This is a genomic window from Flavisolibacter ginsenosidimutans, from assembly GCF_007970805.1.
Taxonomy (GTDB): domain Bacteria; phylum Bacteroidota; class Bacteroidia; order Chitinophagales; family Chitinophagaceae; genus Flavisolibacter; species Flavisolibacter ginsenosidimutans.
The window spans coordinates 2,033,208-2,059,138 of record NZ_CP042433.1 but is presented as its reverse complement, the minus strand read 5'-3'; the positions used below and the strand labels follow the sequence as shown (position 1 = coordinate 2,059,138).

At 46.6% G+C, this 25,931-nt stretch carries 16 protein-coding genes; 10 read left to right on the top strand and 6 right to left on the bottom strand.

Features of this window, described 5'->3' with window-relative positions; genetic code table 11:
- The first annotated feature begins 47 nt into the window (after positions 1–47).
- The 7 genes from FSB75_RS08415 to ilvA all read left to right on the top strand — a co-directional run bounded on the left by FSB75_RS08415 (position 48) and on the right by ilvA (position 7,758).
- Positions 48–941 (top strand): branched-chain amino acid transaminase, encoded by an 894-nt coding sequence (locus FSB75_RS08415; RefSeq protein ID WP_146785553.1) that lies wholly within the window; start codon positions 48–50, stop codon positions 939–941.
- Positions 938–2,677, top strand: a complete 1,740-nt coding sequence (gene ilvD, locus FSB75_RS08410; protein ID WP_146785550.1) for a dihydroxy-acid dehydratase — start codon at positions 938–940, stop codon at positions 2,675–2,677. Before FSB75_RS08415 ends, ilvD begins: the two co-directional genes overlap by 4 nt.
- Before the next feature lie 18 nt (positions 2,678–2,695).
- Positions 2,696–4,465, top strand: coding sequence for a biosynthetic-type acetolactate synthase large subunit (ilvB, locus tag FSB75_RS08405; RefSeq protein WP_146785545.1), 1,770 nt, complete (start codon positions 2,696–2,698; stop codon positions 4,463–4,465).
- Between the two features lie 6 nt (positions 4,466–4,471).
- Complete coding sequence (ilvN, locus tag FSB75_RS08400) at positions 4,472–5,062, top strand: acetolactate synthase small subunit (protein WP_146785542.1); 591 nt, start codon at positions 4,472–4,474, stop codon at positions 5,060–5,062.
- Positions 5,063–5,187: 125 nt separating this feature from the next.
- Positions 5,188–5,328 (top strand): hypothetical protein, encoded by a 141-nt coding sequence (locus FSB75_RS21795; RefSeq protein WP_172623096.1) that lies wholly within the window; start codon positions 5,188–5,190, stop codon positions 5,326–5,328.
- 56 nt (positions 5,329–5,384) lie between these two features.
- Positions 5,385–6,509: a ketol-acid reductoisomerase gene (gene ilvC / locus FSB75_RS08395; protein WP_146785539.1), complete on the top strand. Its 1,125-nt coding sequence runs from the start codon at positions 5,385–5,387 to the stop codon at positions 6,507–6,509.
- Complete coding sequence (ilvA, locus tag FSB75_RS08390; RefSeq protein WP_227990852.1) at positions 6,502–7,758, top strand: threonine ammonia-lyase; 1,257 nt, start codon at positions 6,502–6,504, stop codon at positions 7,756–7,758. The genes ilvC and ilvA overlap by 8 nt, the downstream gene beginning before the upstream one ends.
- A gap of 53 nt (positions 7,759–7,811) precedes the next feature.
- Here the strand turns inward: ilvA and thrC are convergent, their stop codons facing one another.
- The 3 genes from thrC to thrA are packed head-to-tail and all read right to left on the bottom strand — an operon-like array spanning position 7,812 to position 12,504.
- Complete coding sequence (thrC, locus tag FSB75_RS08385; protein ID WP_146785536.1) at positions 7,812–9,113, bottom strand: threonine synthase; 1,302 nt, start codon at positions 9,111–9,113, stop codon at positions 7,812–7,814.
- 11 nt (positions 9,114–9,124) lie between these two features.
- Positions 9,125–10,051 (bottom strand): homoserine kinase, encoded by a 927-nt coding sequence (locus FSB75_RS08380; RefSeq protein ID WP_146785533.1) that lies wholly within the window; start codon positions 10,049–10,051, stop codon positions 9,125–9,127.
- A gap of 8 nt (positions 10,052–10,059) precedes the next feature.
- Complete coding sequence (gene thrA, locus FSB75_RS08375; protein WP_146785530.1) at positions 10,060–12,504, bottom strand: bifunctional aspartate kinase/homoserine dehydrogenase I; 2,445 nt, start codon at positions 12,502–12,504, stop codon at positions 10,060–10,062.
- A 395-nt stretch (positions 12,505–12,899) separates the two neighbouring features.
- Between thrA and FSB75_RS08370 the strand changes: the two genes are divergently transcribed.
- On the top strand, positions 12,900–15,467 hold the full coding sequence (locus FSB75_RS08370; protein WP_146785527.1) for a phosphoenolpyruvate carboxylase: 2,568 nt from the start codon (positions 12,900–12,902) through the stop codon (positions 15,465–15,467).
- Positions 15,468–15,659: 192 nt separating this feature from the next.
- On the opposite strand, the gene FSB75_RS08365 is transcribed toward FSB75_RS08370, so the two are convergent.
- From FSB75_RS08365 to metX, 3 genes are all read right to left on the bottom strand, one after another.
- On the bottom strand, positions 15,660–17,144 hold the full coding sequence (locus FSB75_RS08365; RefSeq protein WP_146785524.1) for a glutamate synthase subunit beta: 1,485 nt from the start codon (positions 17,142–17,144) through the stop codon (positions 15,660–15,662).
- Between the two features lie 225 nt (positions 17,145–17,369).
- A complete protein-coding gene (gene gltB / locus FSB75_RS08360; protein WP_146785521.1) occupies positions 17,370–21,887 on the bottom strand; it encodes a glutamate synthase large subunit in 4,518 nt (1,505 codons plus the stop codon).
- Between the two features lie 133 nt (positions 21,888–22,020).
- Positions 22,021–23,031, bottom strand: coding sequence for a homoserine O-acetyltransferase MetX (gene metX, locus FSB75_RS08355; RefSeq protein ID WP_146785518.1), 1,011 nt, complete (start codon positions 23,029–23,031; stop codon positions 22,021–22,023).
- Positions 23,032–23,202: 171 nt separating this feature from the next.
- Between metX and FSB75_RS08350 the strand changes: the two genes are divergently transcribed.
- Entirely contained in the window at positions 23,203–24,372 is a 1,170-nt protein-coding gene (locus tag FSB75_RS08350; RefSeq protein WP_146785515.1) for a trans-sulfuration enzyme family protein, read from the top strand.
- 461 nt (positions 24,373–24,833) lie between these two features.
- On the top strand, positions 24,834–25,901 hold the full coding sequence (locus FSB75_RS08345; RefSeq protein ID WP_146785512.1) for an outer membrane beta-barrel protein: 1,068 nt from the start codon (positions 24,834–24,836) through the stop codon (positions 25,899–25,901).
- Positions 25,902–25,931 lie beyond the last annotated feature (30 nt).

Genomic DNA, 25,931 nt, shown 5'->3' with positions numbered 1-25,931 from the left:
CTTTCTGAACGTTTAACGTAACGATTCATCATTATTTAAACCCTTGTATGTACTACAACGAGAACACGATTGTTTTTTTCAACGGTGAGTTTGTAAAAGCTACCGATGCAAAAGCCAATGTTTACGACCAGTCTTTGCATTATGGCTACGCTGTTTTTGAAGGCATCCGTTCGTACAACACCCAAAACGGAACCCGGATTTTCAAGGCCAAGGAACACTACGACCGTTTGCAGTTTTCTGCGGAAAGCATCGGCATTCCTTATCCTTACAACAACGACGAGCTGACGGAAATTTCGTACGAGGTTTTGAAGCGGAACAATTTCACCGATGCTTATTTGCGGCCATTAATCACTTGTCCTCCCAACATGCAACTCACCAAAGGCAAGGATGCTCAAATCCTGATTGCCGCGTGGGAATGGGGCGCTTATTTGGGCGAGAAGTTGTTACGCTTAAGTACGTCGTCTTACCGCCGAATCACACCCGCTTGTTTCCGTGTGGAAGCAAAAGTTTCGGGTCACTATATCAATTCCATTATGGCGAGCCAGGAGGCAAAAGACAAAGGCTTTGACGAAGCGCTTTTGCTCGACGTGGAAGGCTTTGTAGCCGAAGGGCCAGGCGCCAATATCTTCTTTGAAAAAGACGGTGTGTTGCATACGCCACAACTCGGCAGCATTCTCCCCGGCATCACTCGTGCAACGGTTTTGGAAATCTGCGAAGGCTTGGGTATTGAAGTTGTCGAGCGACAAATCAAGCCTGAAGAAGTGCGTGGTGTTGATAGCGCTTTCATGTGCGGGACGGCTGCTGAAGTCATCGGCATTGAATCACTTGACGGCGTTGCATTTGCAAAGCCGTGGAAAGAAAGCCTTGGCGCTATCATCCAGAAAGCGTACAAGAACGTTGTACTCGAAAAAGAATACAGAACTGTAGCACAAGTAGCATGAGCGAATTGAATAAATACAGCAAGGTTCTCACGCAGGACGAAACGCAGCCCGCTGCGCAAGCCATGCTTTACGGCATTGGTTTAACCGATGATGACTTGCAAAAAGCACAAGTGGGCATTGTTAGCATGGGTTATGATGGAAACACCTGCAACATGCACCTGAACGACCTTGCAAAGATTGTAAAGCAAGGTGTGTGGGACGAGGATCTTGTAGGCCTCATCTTCAACACCATCGGCGTGAGCGACGGCATGAGCAACGGCACCGACGGCATGCGTTATTCGTTGGTGAGTCGTGATGTGATTGCTGATTCTATTGAAGCCGTTTGTGGTGCGCAATACTATGATGGATTGATTGCTTTGCCTGGCTGCGACAAGAACATGCCGGGTTCTATTATAGCAATGGGACGTTTGAACCGCCCTTCGATTATGGTGTACGGCGGAACGATTGCACCCGGTCATTACAACGGCCAAGACTTAAATATTGTTTCTGCTTTTGAAGCACTCGGGCAAAAGATTGCGGGCAACATTTCGCAGGAAGATTTTAAGGCCGTTGTGAAAGCATCTTGTCCCAGTGCCGGCGCTTGCGGTGGCATGTACACGGCCAACACGATGGCCGCTGCGATTGAAGCACTTGGAATGAGTCTTCCTTATTCTTCTTCAAATCCTGCTATCAGCGAAGAGAAGAAGAAAGAATGTTTGGAAGCGGGAAAAGCGATTCGTCTTTTGTTGGAAAAAGATATCAAGCCAAAAGATATCATGACTCGCAAAGCATTCGAGAATGCGATTGTCACCATCATGGTATTGGGTGGTTCTACAAACGCTGTTTTGCATTTAATCGCAATGGCAAAAAGCGTTGACGTTGAATTGACGCAAGATGATTTCCAAGTTATTAGCAACAAGGTTCCGGTGCTGGCTGATTTCAAACCGAGCGGTAAATATTTAATGCAGGATCTTCATCAACACGGTGGCCTTCCTGCGGTGATGAAATACTTGTTGCAACAGGGTTTCCTTCACGGCGATTGTTTGACCGTAACAGGAAAAACGCTTGCTGAAAACCTTGAAGCAATACCTGATTTAGATTTCGAGAAGCAAGGCATCATTCATCCCGTTTCAAATCCTATCAAAGCAACCGGTCACCTACAAATTCTTTACGGCAATCTCGCCGAAGGCGGAAGCGTGGCAAAGATCAGCGGTAAAGAAGGCGAACGCTTTGAAGGCCCTGCACGGGTTTTTGATGGCGAGCATGAATTGATTGAAGGAATTAACTCGAAAAGAATAAAAGCCGGTGATGTAGTGGTTATTCGTTACGTTGGGCCAAAAGGCGGACCGGGCATGCCAGAGATGTTGAAACCAACGTCGGCTATCATTGGCGCAGGTTTGGGAAAATCTGTTGCACTGATTACCGACGGACGATTCAGCGGCGGCACACACGGTTTTGTAGTTGGCCACATTACACCCGAAGCTTTTGATGGTGGAACGCTTGCCTTGGTCAAAGATGAGGACATTATTGAGCTTGACGCAACGGCAAACACCATCACGTTAAACGTTGATGAAGAAGAAATTCAGCGTCGTCGTGCAGCGTGGAAGCAACCACCGTTGAAAGCAACAAAAGGGCTTCTTTTCAAATATGCGATGCAGGTAACAGATGCAGCAAAAGGTTGCGTGACCGACGAAGCGCCCGGTACATCAGCAACGGCAGACAAGAGGTCCGCAAAACGGGAAAAGACATCCGTGTAGGTTATCAAACAATTTTTTATGCAAACAACAATCGTAAACGCAAAAGAAAAGGCAACTGAAGCAAAGACACCACAGGCAAACGCCGCAAACGTGGTCGTGCAACAAGTCAGCGGTTCTGTGGCGGTGATGGAAGCTTTTCTTGCGGAAGGCGTGGAGACCATCTTCGGTTATCCCGGTGGTGCCATCATGCCCATCTATGATGCGCTTTACGATTACCGGGACAAAATGGAACACATTCTTGTTCGCCACGAACAAGGAGCAATACATGCGGCGCAGGGTTACGCAAGAACATCGGGCAAGACCGGTGTTGTGTTTGCAACAAGCGGTCCCGGTGCAACAAATTTAGTAACTGGTTTAGCCGATGCGCAGATTGACAGCACGCCGCTGGTTTGCATCACGGGACAAGTATTCGCACACTTGTTAGGTACGGATGCTTTCCAGGAAACGGACATCATCAACATCACAACACCCATTACCAAATGGAATTACCAGGTGACCGACGCAAACGAGATTCCTTCCGTTTTGGCAAAAGCTTTTTTCGTTGCAAAAAGCGGTCGTCCCGGACCGGTGTTGATTGACATTACGAAGAACGCACAAGTGCAAAAATTTGAGTACAGCGGTTACTCGACGTGCGAGTTCATTCGCAGCTATCGTCCAAAGCCGATTGTGCGCAAAGAATACATTCAACAAGCTGCTGAAATTATTAACGCTGCGGAAAAACCTTTCGTGGTTTTTGGACAAGGTGTAATTCTCGGCAAAGCCGAAAAAGAATTCAAACAGTTTATCGAACGCTCGGGCATTCCCGCGGCGTGGACCATCATGGGTTTGAGTGCGCTGCCTTCCGACCATCCGTTAAATGTGGGAATGCTTGGCATGCACGGCAACTATGCGCCCAACGTGTTGACGAACGAATGCGATGTGTTGATTGCCGTCGGCATGCGCTTCGACGACCGTGTGACCGGAAGGCTTGACAAATATGCCAAACAAGCAAAAGTTATTCATCTTGACATTGACCCGGCTGAAATCGACAAGAACGTAAAAGCAACGGTTCCTGTTTGGGGCGATTGCAAAGAGACTTTGCCTTTGCTAACCGAATTGCTCGAACAGAAATGTTACCCGCAGTGGTTGCAAAAATTCAAGCAATTAGAGCAGGAAGAAATTGCCGCCTGCATTTATAAAGAATTAAACCCTTCCACCGAAGAAATGACGATGGGTGAAGTGGTGAAGGTATTGAATGAATTAACCAACGGGGATGCGGTAATAGTTACTGACGTAGGCCAACACCAGATGGTGGCTTGCCGCTATGCAAAGTTTAATCAAAGCATGAGCAACATCACATCAGGCGGTTTAGGCACGATGGGCTTTGCGTTGCCTGCGGCCATCGGCGCCAAGTTTGGTGCACAAGACCGAACCGTTGTTGCCATTATCGGCGACGGTGGTTTTCAAATGACGCTGCAAGAACTCGGCACCATCATGCAATGTGGCGTTGACGTGAAAATCCTCATCTTAAACAACCGTTTCCTTGGCATGGTGCGCCAGTGGCAGGAACTCTTCCATAGCCGCCGCTATTCATTCGTAGATATGGAGAGCCCCGATTTTGTGCAGTTGGCAAAAGCTTACCGCATTGACGGGCAAAGCATTTCAAACAGAGAAGACTTGAAAGCTGCGTTGCAGGAAATGCTGGCGCACAAAGACTCTTACTTGCTTGAAGTAATGGTGGGAAAGGAAAACAACGTGTTCCCAATGGTGGAAGCCGGAACGAGTGTAAGCGATATACGTCTTAAATAGAAAGCCATGTTCAAACAGGAATTTACCATAACAATCTATACGGAAAACACAATCGGTTTGCTGAACCGCATTGCGATTATTTTTTCCCGCCGCAAAATCAACATCGAAAGCATGAACAGCTCGCCTTCGGAGATTGACGGCATTCATCGCTTTACCATTGTGATTAACGAAACGGAAGAAGTGGTGCGCAAGCTGGCCCGCCAGATTGAAAAGCAAGTGGAAGTGTTGAAAGCGTATTACAACAGCGGCGATGAGATTGTGTGGCAGGAACTGGCGCTTTACAAAGTGCCCACTGATGAAATTGCGGAGAAAGTAAAAGTAGAAAGACTGTTGCGTGAGTTTGGTGCGAGAGCGGTGGTGATTCGGAAAGACTATACCGTGTTTGAAACAACCGGTCATCGTGAGGAGACAGAAAAGCTTTTGAAAGTATTGGAACCTTACGGGCTTATTGAATTTGTGCGTAGCGCAAGAGTTGCCATCATCAAGGACAGTCACGGCTTCCACGAGAAACTGAAAGAGTTTGAAGCATTGAATCCTTCGGGAGAACTGGTGACGAACGAATACTTAAATCAGCAGGAGGAAGTGTTTGATGTGTAGCCCATCCCCAACGGCTTTTCGTTAAAGCAGTAAGATGGTGCTAAAGCCCCTTCCCGGTGGGAAGGGGATGCAGGGTTTCAAAACAGCAAGAAGAAATTGCTGCATTTTCTTGATGATTAAAAAACATGGAAACGTTGAAAAACAAGGGCTGTGCGCAGATGGCCTTCCCACCGGGAAGGTCGGGATGGGCCGCCGCTTATTATTCCGAACGTACAAGAGTGCGACGCAACGAAAGTTTAATAGAAGTACAGAAGCTTAGTTCATAAATAAAACAATCATTATTCACCTCTTCATCTTTTTGGATGGAGATAAACCTTCAACAATGGCAAAATTAAATTTCGGTGGTGTGGAAGAGAACGTCGTGACTCGCGAAGAGTTCCCGCTTTCCAAAGCACAAGCAGTTTTACAAAACGAAACCGTAGCGGTGATTGGTTACGGTGTGCAAGGTCCCGGACAAGCATTGAACCAACGCGATAACGGCATTAACGTAATTGTTGGCCAGCGCAAGAATTCAAAATCCTGGGACAAGGCCGTGAAAGACGGATTCGTTCCCGGTGAAACGCTTTTTGAAATTGAAGAAGCGCTGGAGAAAGGCACCATCATTTGCTACCTGTTGAGCGACGCCGCACAGATTCAACTTTGGCCAACTGTAAAAAAATATTTAACGCCGGGCAAAGCCCTTTATTTCTCGCACGGCTTCGGCATTACGTATAACGATCAAACCGGTATTGTTCCGCCGGCTGATGTAGATGTGTTTCTCGTAGCACCAAAAGGTTCGGGCACGTCGCTGCGCAGAATGTTTTTGCAAGGGCGTGGCTTGAACAGCTCTTACGCGATTCATCAAGATGCAACAGGTCGTGCGTTTGAAAGAGTGATTGCGTTAGGCATTGCCGTTGGTAGTGGTTATTTGTTTGAAACTGATTTCCGTAAAGAAGTGTATAGCGATTTGACCGGCGAACGCGGTACGTTGATGGGTGCCATTCAAGGCATTTTTGCTGCGCAGTACGACGTGTTGCGTTCGAAAGGCCACTCGCCTTCGGAAGCTTTTAACGAGACGGTTGAAGAACTTACGCAATCGCTCATGCCGTTGGTTGCTGAAAACGGAATGGATTGGATGTACGCCAACTGCTCAACAACCGCACAACGTGGTGCGTTGGATTGGTGGAAGAAGTTCCGCGACGCAACCGCGCCGGTGTTTAAAGAATTGTACGAAAGTGTTGCCGAAGGAAAAGAAGCAGCAAAATCAATTGAAAGCAACAGCAAGGCTGATTACCGTGCAGGATTGGAAGAAGAATTGAAAGAACTGCGTGAAAGCGAATTGTGGCAAGCCGGCAAAACGGTTCGCAGCCTGCGTCCGGAAAACCAGGAGCCCGCTGAGCCAAAGCAATCATCTCACGAAAAGAAATTTCAGAAAGTAAAGTTTACCTCACCGTTGTACCGTGATTAACACCCATACCATATCATCTAAGTTAAGCTATCATCTTGCTGTTGAACGACTGAAGCCGGTGGTGACCAAAACACCACTGGCCTTAAGTTTAACCTTGTCAAAACGCTACGGTTGCGAAGTGTACCTGAAGCGTGAAGATTTGCAAGTGGTGCGCAGTTACAAGTTGCGTGGCGCTTACAACATGATGAGCAGTTTGCCGAAAGAACAACTGCAGCGCGGCGTGGTTTGCGCCAGTGCCGGCAATCATGCGCAGGGCTTTGCGTATTCGTGCAAGAAGTTGCAGGCAAAAGGCGTGGTGTTCATGCCGATTGTAACGCCGCAGCAAAAGATACAGCAGACGAAAACCTTCGGTGAAGATTTTGTTGAGGTGAAATTGATCGGCGATACGTTTGACGATTGTGCGATTGCGGCCAAGCAATACACGGCTGAAAACGATTTGACTTTTATTCCACCTTTTGACGATTACCGCATTATTGAAGGACAAGCAACGGTTGGCGTTGAAATTTTAGACGAGCAATCAGACATTGATTTTTTGTTCCTGCCAATTGGCGGTGGCGGCCTTTGTTCGGGTGTGGGTTCATACTTTAAAACCTTCTCTCCCAAAACAAAAATCATTGGCCTTGAACCCGAAGGTGCACCTTCGATGCAAGCGGCGCTGGAAGCCGGCGAGCCGGTGACCTTGCCAAACATTGAACGCTTTGTTGATGGTGCGGCAGTAAAACGCATTGGCGACATTACGTTCCCGATTTGCCGGGAAGTAATTGATGAATTGCATCTTGTTCCCGAAGGAAAAGTTTGTACAACAATTTTAAAGCTATACAACGAAGAAGCAATTGTCGTTGAACCGGCAGGAGCCTTGTCCATTGCGGCCTTGGACAATTACGCGGAGCAGATCAAAGGCAAGAAAGTCGTTTGCGTTGTGAGCGGTGGCAACAACGACATTGACCGCATGCAGGAGATTAAAGAACGTTCGTTGCAATACGAAGGACTCAAGCATTATTTCCTGGTTCGCTTTGCGCAACGTCCCGGTGCGTTGAAAGAGTTTGTCAATCACGTTTTGGGTCCAACCGATGACATTACCCGCTTTGAATACATGCAAAAGCACAACAAGGAAACGGGGCCGGCATTGGTGGGAATTGAGTTAAAGTCCCGTCATGATTACGATGTGTTGATTGAGAACTTAAAGCGCTATCAAATCAATTACACCGAATTGCGAAACGACGATAATTTGTTTGGATACCTGGTGTAGAGAAAAACCTTATTAATAAAAAAACGCTCAGAAATCTCTGAGCGTTTTTTATTCTATACCAGACTTTTCTCTCCAAGTAGAAATGATTTGAGCTCGTTTCCATCGGCCTTCATCCTGGTACTTTTCTTTTCCTTCTTTAACAAATGTTGAATTGAAGAAGGTACTTCGACTTTATATCCAGTAAATTCTTCTGTGTTGAACTTGACCGGGTGCGCTGTTTCCAGCAAATAGCCTTTTTGTTCTGCGTGTTCGTTTAAATAACGTCGCAACGCCACATAGCCAACGGCGCCGTGCGGATCGAGAAGGTAGTCATAGTTTGACCTTACTTCTTTAATAGCAGCAACCGTTTCTTCATCAGAAATGCTGTAACTGCTAATTGCATTTTTAAGCGAAGGCAATTGATGATTGAAGATTTCCAAAATGCGAACAAAATTGCTTGGATTTGCAACGTCCATCGCATTGGACAACGTGTACACCGCTTGCTTCGTTTGATAGTTTCCTGAAGCGAGATATTGCGGTATCACATCATTCGCATTGCAAGCCGCAACAAAATGCTGAACCGGTAAACCGGACGAATAAGCCATCAACCCCGCACAAATGTTTCCGAAGTTTCCGCTGGGAACTGAAATAACCGGCGCAGCTTCGTTCTGCCATTGTTGATAAGCATAGAAGTAATAAAACTGCTGCGGTAACCAACGAGCTACGTTGATGGAATTGGCAGACGTGAGATAAAGTTGTTCGTTCAAACGCTTGTCGGCAAACGCATCTTTCACCATTCGCTGGCAATCATCGAAGCTTCCCTCAACTTCAAGAGCCGTAATGTTTTTCCCAAGCGTTGTCAATTGCAGTTCTTGTACGTCACTCACTTTCCCAGAAGGGTAGAGGATAACCACATCAACATTTTCCACGCCGTAAAACGCATCCGCAACTGCACCACCGGTATCTCCAGATGTTGCAACGAGTACGGTGATTCTCCGCTTCTCGTCTTTCGCAAAATGACTCAAGCAGCGGCTCATGAAACGTGCACCAACGTCTTTAAAAGCAAGCGTTGGTCCATGAAATAATTCCAATGCGCTGATGCTGTCAGAAATTTTCACGAGTGGAAAATCAAAGAATACCGTTTCGTCAACAATCTTCTTTAACGAGGCGTCATCAATCGTATTGCCAACGTAAGGCTTAATGACTTCGAAAGCAATTTCTTCCTTTGAATAGTTGTTGATGTTTTTAATAAAGTCTTCCGGTAATTGCGGAATGCGTTCCGGGAAATACAAGCCTTTGTCTGACGGCTGACCCTGAACAGTAGCTTGCCGGAAATCGGCTTTTATGGTTTTGTTGTTCGTGCTAAAATATTGCATGGCTTTCGTGCTTAGTCTTGTGAAAGAATGGTGCAACCTTCTGTGTTGATGGACGTAACATACGTGTAATGATGAAGTGAGATAGCGTTATAAATTCTCTGCATGATTTTCTCCACTTCCTTCGCTGTGGCTTCGCCTTTGCTCAACATAAAAATGGACGGACCGGAACCGGAGATGCCACCACCCAATGCACCGGCTTCAATGCACTGTTTTTTTATTTTGCTGAACTCGGGTATAAGAATGCTTCGCAACGGTTCGATGATGGTGTCTTCCAATGAGCGACCAATCAAATCATAATCGCTTTTCATTAAGCCGGCAACAAGTCCTGCGATGTTCCCCCATTGTTTGATGGCGTCCTTCAACTGCACTTCCTTTCGCAGAATTTGCCGTGCATCGGCTGTGCGTACTTCAATTTGCGGATGTACAACGGTGATGTAAAGTTGCGGTGCCGGAATTTGTACAATGTCCAACGGAAAGATGCAACGAATCAACGTTGTGCCGCCGTAAATTACCGGCGCAATGTTGTCAGCATGCTTTACCCCCGACGCAACTTTTTCACCGCTCATCGCAAAGCGCACCAGGTCGGGTTTTGAAAATTTATTATTGAGCAAATGATTGGCTGCAACGACTGCACCGGCTGCGCTTGCAGCACTTGAGCCCAGGCCGCTACCGGGCTTTATGTTTTTTAGAATGCGGACGTCAAAGCCAATGTTACCGTCAATTTCATTCAGCATGTCCAGCAAAGGAGCGCCGGCTGTGTTCAAGTGCGGTTCCGTCGGCAAAGACGAATTGCCTTCGTTGTGAATAATAACTTTCTTTTCGTCGAGCAGCGATACTTCCATAACATCGTATGGTTCGCTTAGGCACAATCCAAGAATATCAAAACCGCACACGAGGTTGGCAACAGTCGCCGGTGCTTTAATCTTAATTTTTTTCATTGCGTCATTTAAATTCTGGCGGCTCTGATAATGTCGGCGAATACACCGGATGCGGTTACTTCGGCGCCGGCGCCGGCACCTTTTATCACCATCGGTTGTTCGGGATAACGATCGGTGTAAAACGAAACAATGTTATCCTTGCCATACAAGTGATAAAAATCGTGGCTTGGGTCGATGTGCTTTAAACCAACAGAAGCTTTGCCGTCTTTGAACGTTGCAACAAATTTCAGTTTTGCTCCTTCGCTTGCGGCTGCTTCGTATAACTTTTTGAAATGATCTTCCTGCTTCAACATCTCCGCGTAAAAATCTTCCACGCTTCCTTCCATGCATGACGGCGGCATGAACGGCGTATTGGCAATGTCACTCATTTCCAAATGCGCGCCTGCTTCACGGGCTAAAATCATAATCTTGCGCATTACGTCTGTGCCACTTAAGTCAAGGCGTGGATCGGGTTCTGTATAACCTTCAGTTTGCGCCTGCCGCACCACTTCACTAAACGGTTTTTTGCCGTCGTAATGATTGAAGACAAAGTTCAACGTACCGCTTAGCACGGCTTCAATGCGGTTGATGTTGTCGCCGCTGCGCACCAAATCATTCAACGTTCCAATGATGGGCAAACTTGCACCTACGTTGGTTTCAAAATGAAAAGCCGCTTCAAATTCGTGGCAGAGGTCTTTCAACTTTTTATAGCGGGCAAAAGGAGAGGAGGCTGCGATCTTGTTGCAAGCAACAACAGAAATGCTTTTTTGAAATACGCTTTCGTAAACGCTGGCCACTTTTTCGTTGGCGGTAATGTCAACGAAAACAGAATTCCGCAAATTCTTTTCTTTCATGCGTTCAACGAAGGCCGAAAGATCCATTTGCTCGCCGGCATCAAGTTGTGCTTTCCAAGTTGCAGATTCAATTCCTTCTTCTGCAAAAATCATTTTGCGGCTATTCGCTAAACCAATGATGCGTACTTGCAGGTTTGATTTCTCCTGTAAAAATTCCTGTTGCTGCTTTAGCTGCGCCAGGAGTTTTCCGCCAACGTTACCCGTGCCGACGACAAAAAGATTGACTTGCTTGTACGTGGTTTCAAAAAACTCTTCGTGCAATGCCGTTAATGCTTTGCGGATGTCATCTTTCACAATCACAGCGGAGATATTTCTTTCCGATGAACCTTGTGCGATTGCACGAATGTTTACACCGTTTCTCCCCAATACGCCAAACATTCTTCCGCTGATGCCTTGATGGCTTTTCATGTTGTCGCCAACGAGTGCGATGATGGCCAAATCTTTTTCAACGGACAAAGGCTCAATTAAGCCTCTCTCAATTTCATACGCAAATGCTTTGTCAATAACATCTTTTGCTTTGCTTGCCGCCTTCTCCTCAACACCAACACAGATGGAATGTTCCGAGGATGCTTGCGTAATTAAAATAACGTTGATGTGATGGGCCGCAAGGGCTTCAAACAAGCGTTTGGAAAAACCCGGAATACCCACCATGCCGCTGCCTTCTAAACTCAATAACGCAATGGCGTTCACACTTGAAATACCTCTTGTGCTGTTGCCGTTTTTGTGCGAATGCGCTTCGATGATGGTGCCTGCGTCTTGCGGATCAAACGTGTTTTTTATCCACACCGGAATGCCTTCCTGCATGAGGGGCTGAAGCGTTGGCGGATAGATTACTTTCGCGCCAAAATGCGAAAGCTCCATGGCTTCGCTGTACGATATGGCTTTGATGTGTTTTGCATTTGGCACAAGGCGTGGGTCTGCGGTCATCATGCCCGAAACATCGGTCCAGATTTCAACAGAAGAAGCGCCGGTGCAAGCGCCAACAATGGCGGCAGTGTAGTCAGAGCCGCCGCGTCCAAGCGTTGTCGTGTTGCCTTTTTCATCGGCAGCAATAAAGCCGGGAACTACAAATAAATTTTTGTTTGAGGAAAGAATTCGCGCCTGCACTTTTTCTTTTGTGGCCGCAAAATTCACCGTTGCTTTTGTGTGATGATCGTCGGTGACAATGAGTTTACGGGCATCAAGCCAATCATTGTCCAAAGCTTCGCTGGCCAAATAAGCCGAAATGATTTTGGAAGAAACAAGCTCGCCGTAACTCACAAGACGGTCGCGGGTTTTGTCGGAAAATTCGCTGAGCAGTTTTATGCCGCTGCAAATGTCTTCCACTTCGTGAAACTGTTGCACCACCCAACTTAAGATGCTGCTCTGCGCCGTTACGGGCAACAATTCTTTCACGGCTTCCACGTGCTGAGCCGTTAAGCCTTGAAGAAGCGAAGCGTATTCGGGATTGTTCTCGAGCGCCAGGCCTCCGCATTGCAACAGTTTGTCGGTGACACCGCTGAACGCCGATACAACGACGACAAGATTTTCACTGCCTTTTTTTTGCTCAACGATGGCCTTTACCTTTTTGATGTTTGTTGCGTTGGCGACCGAGGTTCCGCCAAACTTTAAAACCTGCATGGGTTTCTATTTTTTAAGAAGTTGAAGAAATGAAATGGTTCCTTTTTGATGTGTAGCTCTTGTAAGCCCAGGTGGCGATATAAATGCAGTAACCCCTTATGGGGTTGTAATGGTAATCGTTGTTGTAGCGGACATTGCTACGAAAGAAGAGGTGATATGAAGAGAAATGTTTGACACGTGATTGTGATAGACCAGCAAGATAACGGATAATTTCAATCGGGGAAAGAAATGTGAGCCGGTTGTATGATGTCCAACAAGCCTGTTGGCCGCAAAGCCGCAACCACAGGCGCTTTCCGTTGCACGCCTTCACACGACGACAAAGTCATATTATATCCGAGACGAAATATGATGCACGAATTACAATTTCCGTTCTGTCGTGAAGTAAATTTGTTCGCATGGATCCACTCGCTCTTCGCCGGCTTGAGAATTTTAAAATGACCGTCGGCACAAAGTTTCAGTTGTACAACAGTTTGTTTACCTCGCTTCCGTTTCACCGCATCGAAAAAACGGGCATTCTGCTTTCGCTTTTTTTGAACCATTGCGAAGAGAGTTATAAAAAGCGGTTAAGCCCTTCGCAGATTGTAGAAACATTTTTTGAGAAATACACCTTCTCGAAAGACCCGCACGAACAAATGGATTTTCTTTTTCGCTTTGTGCAATACGCCGAACGTCAGGTGGTATTGTTTGATGCCGTGGAAGACGCGGCCTTTGAAGACGTAAACGACCTTGGCGGTACCGGTACGCTGAAGCAATTGCAAACAAGAATTGTGCAGGAAGACAAAGAAGAAGCCTTGGCCAGGAAGCTGCAAAATTTTGCGGTTTCCATCGTGCTGACGGCGCACCCGACACAGTTTTATCCGGGTTCGGTCTTGGGCATCATTCACGACCTTTCAAAGGCGTTGAAAGAAAACGATGCCGTTCTCATTCAAACGTATTTACAGCAGTTGGGTAAGACACCGCTGTTCAAAAAACAAAAGCCCACGCCTTACGATGAAGCCGTGAGTTTGATCTGGTATTTGGAAAACGTTTTTTATTACGCCATTGGCCGTGTGTTGGTAGAAGTGAAGACGGCTTTCCCGCACATAGATTTTGAAAAGAATCCCGTGATCAAAATGGGTTTTTGGCCCGGCGGCGACAGAGACGGCAATCCAAACGTAACGGTGGACACTACCCGCAAGGTTGCGCAGGCTTTGCATGCAGCCATCATCCGCAGTTATTATTACGAAGTGCGCCGGTTGAAACGAAGACTGACGTTTAAAGGCGTTGACACCATTCTTGCCGGACTGGAAAGTTTGTTGTATCAATACAATTATTTACAGTCAGCGGGAAAAGATTTTACAAAGCAGGACATCCTTCAGCCCTTGTTGAAGATTCGTGAAATATTGGTGTACGAACACAATGGCCTTTTTCTTTCGCAGGTAGAAAGTTTAATTAACAAAGTGCAGGTGTTCGGCGTTCACTTTGCCACGCTTGACATCCGGCAGGACAGCAGTGTGCACGATGCGGTGATGCTCGAAGTATCTGAAAAAACAGATGCGTTAAAAAATTACGCAAGCCTGCCTGAAGAAGAAAAAATTGGCCTCATTGAAAATCTTCAGGCCAACGTGGACCCGGCCTTATTTGAGGGCATTACAAAAGACACGCTTCTTTCCATTGACGTCATCAAAGAAATACAAACAATCAACGGTGAGCAGGGCTGCCATCGCTACATCATCAGTCACAGTCAAACGGCCTTAAACGTGCTGGAAGTGTATGCGCTCTTTTTGTTGCGCGGTTGGAAAAAAGAGGACGTTCACATCGACATCGTTCCCCTATTTGAAACCGTGGATGATTTGCGCAATGCGGCCGGTGTAATGGCTTCTCTCTACACAAATCACTTCTACGCAGAACACCTGAAGCGCCGTGGCATGAAGCAAGTCATCATGGTAGGTTTCTCCGACGGTACCAAAGACGGCGGTTACCTGATGGCTAACTGGAGCATTTACCAGGCAAAGGCAGAACTCACCCGCATCTCCCGCGACCACGGTGTAAGCGTTGTTTTTTTCGACGGCCGCGGCGGCCCGCCCGCAAGAGGCGGCGGCAAAACGCACAAATTTTATTCTTCCATGGGCCGCAACATTTCCACCGACGAAATTCAGTTGACGATACAGGGCCAAACAGTGAGCTCCAACTTCGGCATCATCAGCGCGGCGCAATACAACATCGAGCAGTTGCTAAACGCAGGCATTGTGAACGATATTTTTTCCGAGAGCGATAAATTTCTTCAGCCTTCGCAAACCGAGACGTTGCAGGAGCTGGCCAGCGTGAGTTACGAAGCCTACAAAAACCTGAAAGAACATCCCGATTTTTTGGATTACCTCACCGAAGTCAGTCCGCTCAAATATTACAGCGAGACGAACATCAGCAGCCGGCCATCAAAGCGCGGCGGTGCAAAGCGTTTGTCGTTAAACGATTTGCGGGCCATTCCTTTTGTGGGAGCGTGGAGCCAGATAAAGCAAAACGTGCCGGGTTATTACGGCTTGGGAACGGCGCTGGAAACGTTAGACAAGGAAGGAAAGTTTGCGGAGATAAAACACATTTACGACCGTTCTGCTTATTTCCGCACGCTGGTTGACAACTGCGAAATGGCGATGAAGAAAAGTTATTTCCCGCTGACGGCTTACCTGGCGAACGATGAAAAATTCGGGCAGTTGTGGACCTTGATTGTGGAAGAATACGAACGCACAAAAAAGTATTTGCAAAAGCTTACGGGAGCCAGCGAATTAATGGAGAATTATCCCGTTGACAATCTCTCCATTCAAATGCGCGAACGCATTGTGCTGCCGCTTACAACCATTCAACAGTATGCATTGATCTGTTTGCGTAACGGGCAAAATTTGAAAGCCGAACAAAAAGAGACTTTGGAGAAGTTGGTGATACGAACGTCGTTCGGCATTATCAACGCGGGAAGAAACTCGGTGTAATGGCCCATCCCGTCAACCTTTTCCGAAGCAGTATGTTGGTGCTAAAGCCTCTCCCGGTGGGAAGAGTGTGAAGCCTCTAAAATAGACAACAAGCGCTATGCTTTGAGAGTAACTAAACAAAATGCAATGATTCTGAAAAGCAAGGTCAGTGCGCAGATGGCCTTCCCACCGGGAAGGTCGGGATGGGCCGCCTTAAACGTATTGAACTTGTCTTGCCAACAAACTCTGGTCTTTGGCTTCGAGAGATGTGGCGCCTTTTAAAAACTCATCCACTTTCACTGCGCATTCTCTTCCTTCGCTGATGGCCCATACCACAAGCGATTGCCCGCGGCGCATATCACCTGCCGCAAAAATTTTGGCGATGCTGCTTTGGTATTTTGTTTCCGAAGCTTTCACATTACCTCTTTCGTCTCGTTCAATGCTTATTTCATCAAGTAAGCCTTCGTGTTGCGGATGCAAAAAGCCCATTGCAAGTAAAGCCAATTCGCAAGGCAATTCTCTTTCGCTTCCGGCGACTTCAATGAATTGAGCGGTTCTTCCATCCGGTGTTGTTTTCCATTCAAGATCTACCACTTTCAAGGCACGAAGATTTCCATTTGCATCGCCTAAAAATTCTTTTGTTGCGATAGCCCAATGACGGTGTGCGCCTTCCTCGTGCGAAGAAGTAAACTTCTCCAACATCGGGTATGTTGGCCAGGGCATGTGCTGTGTTCTTTCTTTCGGCGGACGAGGCAACAATTCAAATTGCGTGATGCTTTTTGCGCCGTGACGATTTGAAGTACCCACGCAATCACTACCCGTGTCTCCGCCGCCAATTACCACAACGTTTTTATTCGTCGCAAAAATGTCTTCTTCGGTAAATGTTTCGTTGCTTACTCTGCGATTCTGCTGCGTTAAAAACTCCATTGCAAAATGAACGCCTTTCAATTCTCGACCGGGAATGTTCAGGTTACGCGGAATGGTAGAACCACCTGCCAACACAATCACATTGAACTCACGCAGAACGTCATTGATGGAAATATTTTTTCCAACATTTGCGTTGCACTTAAAAACAACGCCTTCTTCTTCCATTAGTGCAATGCGGCGTTCGATAACCCATTTCTCCAATTTGAAATCGGGAATGCCGTAGCGCAACAAACCACCGGGTTTCGCGTCGCGTTCAAAAACCGTAACGGAATGTCCCGCATAATTGAGTTGCGCAGCCGCTGCTAAACCTGCTGGCCCGGAACCAACGACGGCTACTTTCTTCCCCGTGCGGTAGGCCGGTTTGTGCGGTTTTACAAAGCCTTTATCAAAAGCGATTTCAATGATGTGCTTTTCAATTTCTTCAATGGTCACCGGCGGTTGATTGATGCCGAGTACACAGGCACTTTCGCAGGGCGCCGGACAAATCCGACCGGTGAATTCCGGGAAGTTGTTGGTAGAAGAAAGTATCTGGTACGCTTCTTCCCACTCTTGCCGGTACACCGCATCGTTGAATTCGGGAATGATGTTTCCGAGAGGACAACCGTTGTGGCAAAACGGTACGCCACAATCCATGCAACGGGCGGCTTGATGATTCAATTCCTCATCACCATAGCGCTCCACAAATTCTTTGTAGTCATGCACACGTTCGCCTACCGGACGCTTGGCTGGTTGCTCTCTTGTGAACTCAAGGAAACCTGTAACCTTACCCATGAAAATCGTTTATGGTTTGTAGTTTGTTCTTTTTGTTTCGTCGGCTGTGTTGCTACTATTTAGCGACACTTGCAGAGTTTATCTTGAGCCTGCCGAAAGACTCCGTTCATCGTTCATCACGCTATTGAACACTGTGTTATTGACTTTCGCGGTTGAACAATCAATTTATAAAGCAAGCAATCGAAAAAACAAGCAATTGAAAGATCGCCCTTGAATCAATAGAACCTATTTGTTTACTTGTACGGCTGACACAACATTTCTTGCCTGCAACACACGTTTGTAATCTCTTGGAAATACTTTGATGAAGTTTTTCAACTGCGCATCAAAATCATCAAGAATGAATTTCGCAACGGTGCTTCCGGTGTTGTTGTAATGCGCTTCAATCATGCTGCGCAATTCTTCTGTGCTGCCGCTATCAACCGGGTCAAGGTCCACCATCTCGGTATTGCACAATTGCGCGAAGGTTCCTTTTACGTCGTACACGTAGGCAATGCCGCCGCTCATGCCCGCTGCAAAGTTTCTTCCGGTATCACCTAAGACAACTACACGTCCACCGGTCATGTATTCGCAACCGTGATCGCCAACGCCTTCCACTACAGCGTGAACACCGGAGTTACGTACGCAAAAACGTTCACCGGCTTTACCGCGGATGTAAGCTTCGCCAGAAGTTGCACCATAAAACGCCACGTTGCCGATGATGATGTTTTCTTCCGGCACAAACCATGCTTGCGCAGAAGGATAAATAACCAGCCTGGCACCCGACAAGCCTTTGCCGAAATAATCATTGGCATCGCCTTCCAGTTCAAGCGTTACACCTTTTGTGTTAAAGGCCGCAAAACTTTGTCCGGCCGTGCCGTAAAACTTAAAATGAATGGTGTCGTTGGGCAATCCCACCGAACCGTATTTCTTTGAAATTTCGTTCGATAAGATTGTTCCTACTGCACGGTCGGTATTCACGATAGGGAAGGAAGCATAAACCGGTTGCACGTCTTCCAGTGCAGGCTTTGCCGCTTCGAGCAGTTGCCAATCTAAAACCTTTTGCAATTCCATGTCTTGCTCTTCTTGTTTGTACAAACCGGTATACAACGAAGTAGGTTCTTTGTACAAAACAGGAGAGAGGTCAAGCTTGCTGTATTTCCAATGTTTGATGTCATCTTTTACGGCGAGGCAGTCAACCTGTCCAACCATTTCATTAACGGTTCTGAATCCTAAATCAGCCATGATCTCACGCAGATCTTGCACAACCATTTTGAAATAATTCACCACATGGTCGGCATCGCCGGTGAAGCGTGCACGCAACTCAGGATTTTGCGTGGCTATGCCCACAGGACAAGTATTCTCGTGACACTTGCGCATCATGATGCAACCTTCTACAACCAAAGCCGCCGTTGCAATGCCCCATTCTTCAGCGCCCAACAAGGTTGCAATGGCGATGTCTCTACCGGTTCTTAATTGTCCGTCGGTTTGCACAACCACGCGGCTGCGCAAACGATTCTTCACAAGTGTTTGATGCGTTTCGGCAAGGCCCAATTCCCACGGCAATCCTGCGTGACGAATTGAACTTTGCGGCGATGCGCCTGTGCCGCCATCATGTCCTGCAATCAGGATCACATCCGCTTTTGCTTTTGCAACGCCTGCTGCAATAGTTCCCACACCGGCCTTCGAAACCAGCTTTACACTGATGCGTGCCGCACGGTTTGAATTCTTTAGATCAAATATTAATTGCGCTAAATCTTCAATGGAATAAATGTCGTGATGCGGCGGTGGTGAAATCAAACCAACACCCGGCGTTGAATGTCGCACCTTGCCAATCCACTCGTCCACTTTATGACCGGGCAATTGACCGCCTTCACCGGGCTTTGCGCCTTGGGCCATTTTGATTTGGAGTTCGTCGGCCATGGTGAGATAATGGCTTGTTACACCAAAACGTGCCGATGCAACTTGCTTGATGGCTGAACGCATGCTGTCGCCGTTGGGCAATGCTTCGTAACGCATTTCGTCTTCGCCGCCTTCGCCGGTATTGCTTTTTGCACCGATGCGGTTCATCGCAATTGCCAGCGTGGAATGCGCTTCGTGCGAAATGGAACCAAAACTCATGGCACCCGTCGCAAAACGTTTGAGAATGCTTTCAACGCTTTCCACTTCGTCAACGGAAATGGAAGGACGATTCTTTTTGAACTGCAGCAAGCTGCGCAGCGTTACAGCTTTTTCATCCTGCTCGTTCACCAGCTTTGTGTATTTCTTGAACGTAGCATAGTCATTCATCTTTGTTGCGTACTGCAACAAATGAATCGTTTGCGGATTAAACAAGTGTGCTTCGCCGCGACGCTTCCATTGATAAACACCGCCAACCGGCAAGCTTTCAAACGGCAGGTTTTGCTTGCTGAAAGCAAAGCTGTGTTTGGCCAACGCTTCTTTTGCAATTTCATCCAGACCCATTCCTTCGATGCGGGAAATGGCACCGGTGAAATACGTGTCAACAACGGCCTTGTTGATGCCGATGATTTCAAAAATTTGGGCGCCTTGATATGATTGCAAGGTCGAGATGCCCATTTTGGAAAATACTTTTAGCAAGCCATCGTTCACTGCCTTGATGTAGTTCTTTTTCAGGCCTTCTTCCGTGGGCAGTTCACGGTGCGTAACCTTTAAATCTTTTAACGTTGATAAAGCGAGATAAGGATTGATGGCCGTTGCACCAAAGCCAATCAAACAAGCGAAGTGATGCACTTCCCATACGTCGCCGGCTTCTACCACAATGCCGACCTGTCCACGCTTGCCTTTGCGAATAAGATGATGATGGACAGCAGCCGTCGCCAATAACGAAGGAATCGGTGCATGTTCGGAGTCAATGGCACGGTCGGATAAAATCAAGACCTCAAAGCCATCGTCTACGGCGTCGGTTGCGTAGCGACAAAGACGTTCCAGGCCACGCTTCATTGAACCCGGCTTGCCATCGGCTTTAAAGTAAGTTTGCAAAGTTTTTGCATGAAAAATACCCGTATCAATGCTGCGGATTTTTTCCAACTCGTAGTTGCTTAAAACGGGATGTTTCAAGGCCACGCTGTGACAGGCAAGTGGCTCTTCCACCAACAAGTTTCCGTTGTTGCCAACAAAAGTTGCCAGCGACATCACCATGCGTTCGCGAATGGGATCGATGGGCGGATTTGTTACCTGTGCAAAAAGTTGTTTGAAGTAGTAGGAGAGATGTTGCGGTTGATCGCTCAACACAGCCAGCGGGACATCCGATCCCATTGAACCAATGGGTTCTTTGCCGTCAAGCGCCATTGGGGCAATGATGTTCTCTACGTCTTCTTTTGTATAGCCAAAAGCTTTTTGGTATTTAAATACCTGCTCGTGTTCCAAATCGGTAAACGTAACCCTTGGATTGGGCAGTTCTTCCAAACGAATTTTGTATTTGTTCAGCCAATCCCCGTAAGGCTTCTGCGAACAGATGGTTTGTTTCAATTCTTCGTCGGAAATGATGCGGCCTTCTTCCAGATCAACCACGAACATTTTGCCAGGTTGCAAACGTCCGTATTCTTTTACCAGTTTGGGGTCAACGGGCAAGGCGCCTGTTTCTGAAGCCATGATGACTCTGTCATCCGTTGTTACGCAATAGCGCGAAGGACGAAGGCCGTTGCGGTCGAGCGTCGCGCCGATGATTCTGCCGTCGGTAAACGAAATCGAAGCAGGGCCATCCCAAGGTTCCATGAACGAAGCATGAAACTCGTAGAAAGCTTTCTTAACGGGATCCATCAAATCGTTGTCGTCCCAGGCTTCGGGTATCAGCATCATCATCACGTGCGGCAGCGAACGGCCGCAAAGCGTGAGCAGTTCAATCATGTTATCCAAACAAGCCGAATCGGATTGTCCTGCGGTGATGATGGGTGTAAGTAATTCTATTTCTTCTTTGGTAAAATAAGGCGACGTAAAATTCTTCTCGCTCGTCTTCAGCCAGTTTAAATTTCCTTGCAGTGTGTTGATTTCGCCGTTGTGCGCAATGTAACGGAAAGGCTGCGCTAGCTTCCACGAAGGGAAGGTATTTGTTGCGAAGCGTGAATGCACCAAGCCGAAGGCAGACACCAAACGTTTGTTGCTTAAATCGGGAAAATAACCGCGAAGTTGTCCGCTGGTTAATTGTCCTTTATACACAACGGTTTTGTACGACATGGATGCGATGTAAAAACCAATGCTGTCTTTCTTTACCGTATCAGCCACTGTGTGGCTTGCATAATTTCTTAAGAGGAAAAGTTTGCGTTCAAAATCGTCTGGATTAGTGATGTGATCGGGGCAGGCAACAAATACGTGTTCAATTTCAGGTTCAACGGATAAAGCACTGTTGCCGATGTTGTCGGGATTAACCGGCACTTTTCGGTAAGCCAAAACCTCTATGCCGAGTTTCTCCGCGCAACGGTTAAAAACACTGCGGCATTCTTCTTTCAGGCGAATGTCTTTTGGAAAGAACAGCACACCCACGCCGTATTTTTTAAACGAAGGAAGATGCACGCCAAGTTTCACGCATTCGTCAAAAAAGAACTCGTGCGGCATTTGAATCATAATACCTGCGCCATCGCCGGTATTGTTTTCGCAACCGCAAGCACCGCGGTGCTCCATGTTCTCCAGGATGGTCAGTGCATCGGAAACAATCTGGTGCGATTTGTAGCTTTTGATGTTGGCTACGAAACCAATGCCGCACGCATCGTGCTCAAAAAGGGGAGAGTATAATCCGCTGTTGCTTGCCATAGATGACGATTGTTTGAATAGTCTAGTAAAAGCAAATAGCAAGCAACGGATTTGAAAATAGGAAAAAATTAGTCCTTGCTCGTAATTGCAGAGGATTTCTTCAAAAAAAATTGGCGTAAAATATGACGCCCATCTATTGTAGCCAATCGCTTAGAAGCCTTGCTATTTGGGCATATTCGGTTAAAAATCCATCATGCCCAAAGACGGAGTCAATCACGTGAAAACGGTTCTCGGGCAGGTGCTGTGCAAGAAACTCGAGCTCGGCCAGAGGACAAAGCAAATCTGAGCGGACGCCAATCAGCAAGGTTTTTTGACGAATGTTTTTTAATACTTCTTCCAGGGAATCGCTTCGTCCTCTGGCGAGGTTATGGCTATCAAGTGCTTTGGTCAGAAACCAGTAACTAAACGCGTTGAAACGTTTCACCAATTTATTTCCCTGGTGAATAATATAGGAAGAGGCTTTGAAATGGTCGGTCTTGTTGTTATCTGTATCGGTTTGCGTGAGTTTGAACGTGTTGTAATTGCGATAGGTTAACATGCCGATGGCGCGGGCCGTTTTCAATCCGTTGCTGCCGGCTTCAGGTGAGGAATTATTCCAGGTACAATCTGCTTCGATCGCTAACCGCTGCGCGGTGTGAATGGCGATGCCCCAGGCGGTTTCTCTTGCAGACGTGGCAATCAAAAACATATTCTCGATCCGTTCGGGTTCAGTCAGGCACCATTCCAACGCTTGGTAACCGCCCATGCTGCCGCCAATAAGCAGGTAAATGTTTTGGATTTGAAGATGATCCCGCAACAAGCCGTGTGCTTTCACCATGTCACGGATGGTTATCATAGGAAATTGATGATAATAGGGTTCGCCGGTCTTTGGATTGATGCTTAACGGCCCTGTGCTGCCGTAGCAGGAGCCAAGGATGTTGGCACATACGATAAAATATTTGGAAGGATCAATGACACAATTCTCGCCCACAACACCCGGCCACCATTCAACAACGTTTGCATTTGCTGTTAGTGCGTGACAGATCCAGACCACGTTATTCTTCGCATCGTTCAAGTGCCCGTATGTTTGATATGCAACGGTTAATTTGGGGAGAACAGCACCAGTCTCGGTTTCAAATTCACGTTGGTAGTGGAAGTGTTTCATTTAAAAATTGTGGCTGCGAAAATAGAAACATGCGTGAATTCAATTTTGTAAAATATCAGCAATGGATAGAAGACCTGAAGTGGAAGGAGATAGAAAGGTTTCGGTCATTGTCAACGTTTCCTTTTTACTTTTGAATTTTACTTCGCATCAATTTCTACTAAAACAAATTACATGTCTCAACACCGCATTACCCAAGCCATACGCAAACAGGTTGACCGTACGAACGAAATGGAACACTCGTCGCCGCTTTTTTTAACCAGTAGTTTTTGCTTTGACAATGCCGAAGAAATGCGGGCTGCATTTGCCGATGAAAATGATGACAATATTTATAGCCGTTTCAGTAATCCCAACGTGCAAGAGTTTATTGACAGGGTGTGCATTTTGGAAGGCGCTGAAGCAGGTTACGCAACAGCATCGGGCATGAGCGCTGTTTTTGCCTCGTTCATGGCACTTTTAAAACAGGGCGATCACTTGCTTTCATGCAGCGCTATTTTTGGCAGCACGCACACGGTTATTACCAAATATCTCCCCAAATACGGCATTGAACACAGTTATTTTCAAGCCAACAAGCCTGAAACCTGGGAAAGCTTTATCCGGCCAAATACCAGGATGATTTACGTGGAAACGCCAACCAATCCAGGTCTTGATATTATTGATTTGGAAGCGATTTCGGCATTGGCTAAAAAACACAATCTCATTCTGAATGTTGACAACTGTTTTGCCACTCCCGTCACCCAACAGCCTGTTGCCTTTGGGGCAGACCTCGTTGTGCATTCGGCTACAAAATGGCTCGACGGACAGGGGAGAGTACTCGGCGGCGTGGTTGTTGGAAGAAAAGATCTGATTAGAGAGATTTACCTGTTTGCACGCAGTACCGGTCCGGCTCTCTCCCCGTTCAATGCCTGGCTTTTGAGCAGAAGCCTTGAAACCTTGGAAGTTCGAATGCAACGGCACGCCTCCAGCGCCCATTTTATCGCCCGGTCGCTTGAAGGAAATCCGCAAATAAACTGGGTGAAATACCCGTTTCTGCCTTCTCATCCGCAGCACGAAATTGCCAAAAAGCAAATGAGCGACGGTGGTGGCCTTGTTTGTTTTGAACTGAAAGGAGGAGTGGAAGCCGGGCGAAAGTTTCTAAACAATCTTACAATCCTTTCTCTTACAGCAAATCTTGGCGATACGCGTAGCATTGCCTCCCATCCGGCCAGTACAACTCACGCAAAACTTACCGAAGAAGAGCAACAAACGGTCGGCATTACGCCGGGGCTGATCCGGATTTCTGTAGGATTGGAAAACAGGGACGATATATTGGGCGACATTCTTCATAGCCTGACTAATCTTTAAAATCAGGGCTTGGGCTCTTCTGCTACTAGTCAATACGGGCAATCTTCATAATTCAAATTTTCTTTCATGAGTCTATAAACCGCTCCTATGCGAATCGGATAACCCTGTTTAAAACTTTCATATTAGTTTAATTACTATGTATATAAATTTTCAAAATAGTTTAAAATTTTTGACTTATTCAGTTGATTAAGGCTATTAAATTTGACTAATTACAGAAAAAATCAAAAAATATAACAGAACAGGATAGTTTTTTATTTTTATCCTATATTTTTACGAAAGAATAGTCCAAATACGATTTAGGAAATACTTGATCAAGTAAGGGTTAGTTAATCGAAATACGAAGAATTCTTTATCCTGAACGACCACTAACGAATTAAAAAGGTATTGCTTGCGACGAAAGCTTCTGGAACAAGCTTCGGCCGTGCAATACCTTTTCTTATTAACATCAAAATGCAATTGCAATGTTACGAAATCTAATTCTGTCGGGTATGGCCATCTCGTTACTTAACAACGCGTTTGCGCAGGATTCTACCAAACCGGCCTCGTCTTTATCCGTTACGGGTTCCGCCGACCTGTACTATAAATACGACTTCGGAAAGTCTAAGGCTAATAACCTGACTTCTTTTACCAACTCCCATAACACTTTTGAATTGGGCATGGCTAGCGTAAAGCTTGACTACAAATCAACCAAGGTAGAATTGGTGGCTGATTTAGGCTTTGGCAAAAGGGCGCAGGAGTTTTCTTACAATGACGCAGGCATTTTGCAGGCTGTTAAGCAGCTTTATATAAGTTATTCCCTTAACAATTGGCTCAAACTAACTGCGGGAAGCTGGGCTACTCATGTGGGTTACGAACTGGTAGATGCATACGCCAATCGCAATTACAGCATGTCCTATATGTTTACCAACGGACCGTTCTTTCATACCGGTGTAAAGGCTGAAGCTTCTTACGGAACAAGCGGTTTTATGGTGGGCATTGCCAATCCAACTGATTATAAATACGTACCGGACGGTGTGCTAAACCATAAAACCTTTCTTGCCCAGTATAGCTATGCGCCAAGCGACTTATTTAAAGCCTACATCAACTTTGTAGGAGGGCAGAACATAGATTCTTCAAAGACTCATCAATATGACTTGGTACTGACGAGCAAATTGAGCAGCAAGTTTAGCCTGGGCTATAACGGTACGCTGAACCGCACCACACTTTACTTTGGCAAGGACAAATACGACGAAGCCAAAAGCTGGTGGGGGTCAGCCTTGTATGTCAATTTCGACCCATCCAAAACTTTCGGATTAACGCTGCGTGAGGAATACTTCAACGACGACAAGCAATTAAAAATGTTTGGTTCGCAGCCGAAAGGCGGAAGCATCTTTGCTTCTACGCTTTCGGCCAACATTCGTGCAGACAATTTCACATTCATTCCTGAATTCAGACTGGACAAAGCAAGCCAAACACTTTTTACAGACGCAAGCGCCAAGCCGGTAAAATGGTCGGCGAATGTTCTCTTCGCAGCAGTTTACCAATTCTAAAAAATTTATTCGTCAATTAAAACAATAAGC

Coding starts and splice junctions, on each gene's coding strand:
- FSB75_RS08415 (WP_146785553.1), top strand. CDS start 48: ATGTACTACAACGAGAACACGATTGTTTTTTTCAACGGTGAGTTTGTA.
- ilvD (WP_146785550.1), top strand. CDS start 938: ATGAGCGAATTGAATAAATACAGCAAGGTTCTCACGCAGGACGAAACG.
- ilvB (WP_146785545.1), top strand. CDS start 2,696: ATGCAAACAACAATCGTAAACGCAAAAGAAAAGGCAACTGAAGCAAAG.
- ilvN (WP_146785542.1), top strand. CDS start 4,472: ATGTTCAAACAGGAATTTACCATAACAATCTATACGGAAAACACAATC.
- FSB75_RS21795 (WP_172623096.1), top strand. CDS start 5,188: ATGGAAACGTTGAAAAACAAGGGCTGTGCGCAGATGGCCTTCCCACCG.
- ilvC (WP_146785539.1), top strand. CDS start 5,385: ATGGCAAAATTAAATTTCGGTGGTGTGGAAGAGAACGTCGTGACTCGC.
- thrC (WP_146785536.1), bottom strand. CDS start 9,113: ATGCAATATTTTAGCACGAACAACAAAACCATAAAAGCCGATTTCCGG.
- FSB75_RS08380 (WP_146785533.1), bottom strand. CDS start 10,051: ATGAAAAAAATTAAGATTAAAGCACCGGCGACTGTTGCCAACCTCGTG.
- thrA (WP_146785530.1), bottom strand. CDS start 12,504: ATGCAGGTTTTAAAGTTTGGCGGAACCTCGGTCGCCAACGCAACAAAC.
- FSB75_RS08370 (WP_146785527.1), top strand. CDS start 12,900: ATGGATCCACTCGCTCTTCGCCGGCTTGAGAATTTTAAAATGACCGTC.
- FSB75_RS08365 (WP_146785524.1), bottom strand. CDS start 17,144: ATGGGTAAGGTTACAGGTTTCCTTGAGTTCACAAGAGAGCAACCAGCC.
- gltB (WP_146785521.1), bottom strand. CDS start 21,887: ATGGCAAGCAACAGCGGATTATACTCTCCCCTTTTTGAGCACGATGCG.
- metX (WP_146785518.1), bottom strand. CDS start 23,031: ATGAAACACTTCCACTACCAACGTGAATTTGAAACCGAGACTGGTGCT.
- FSB75_RS08350 (WP_146785515.1), top strand. CDS start 23,203: ATGTCTCAACACCGCATTACCCAAGCCATACGCAAACAGGTTGACCGT.
- FSB75_RS08345 (WP_146785512.1), top strand. CDS start 24,834: ATGTTACGAAATCTAATTCTGTCGGGTATGGCCATCTCGTTACTTAAC.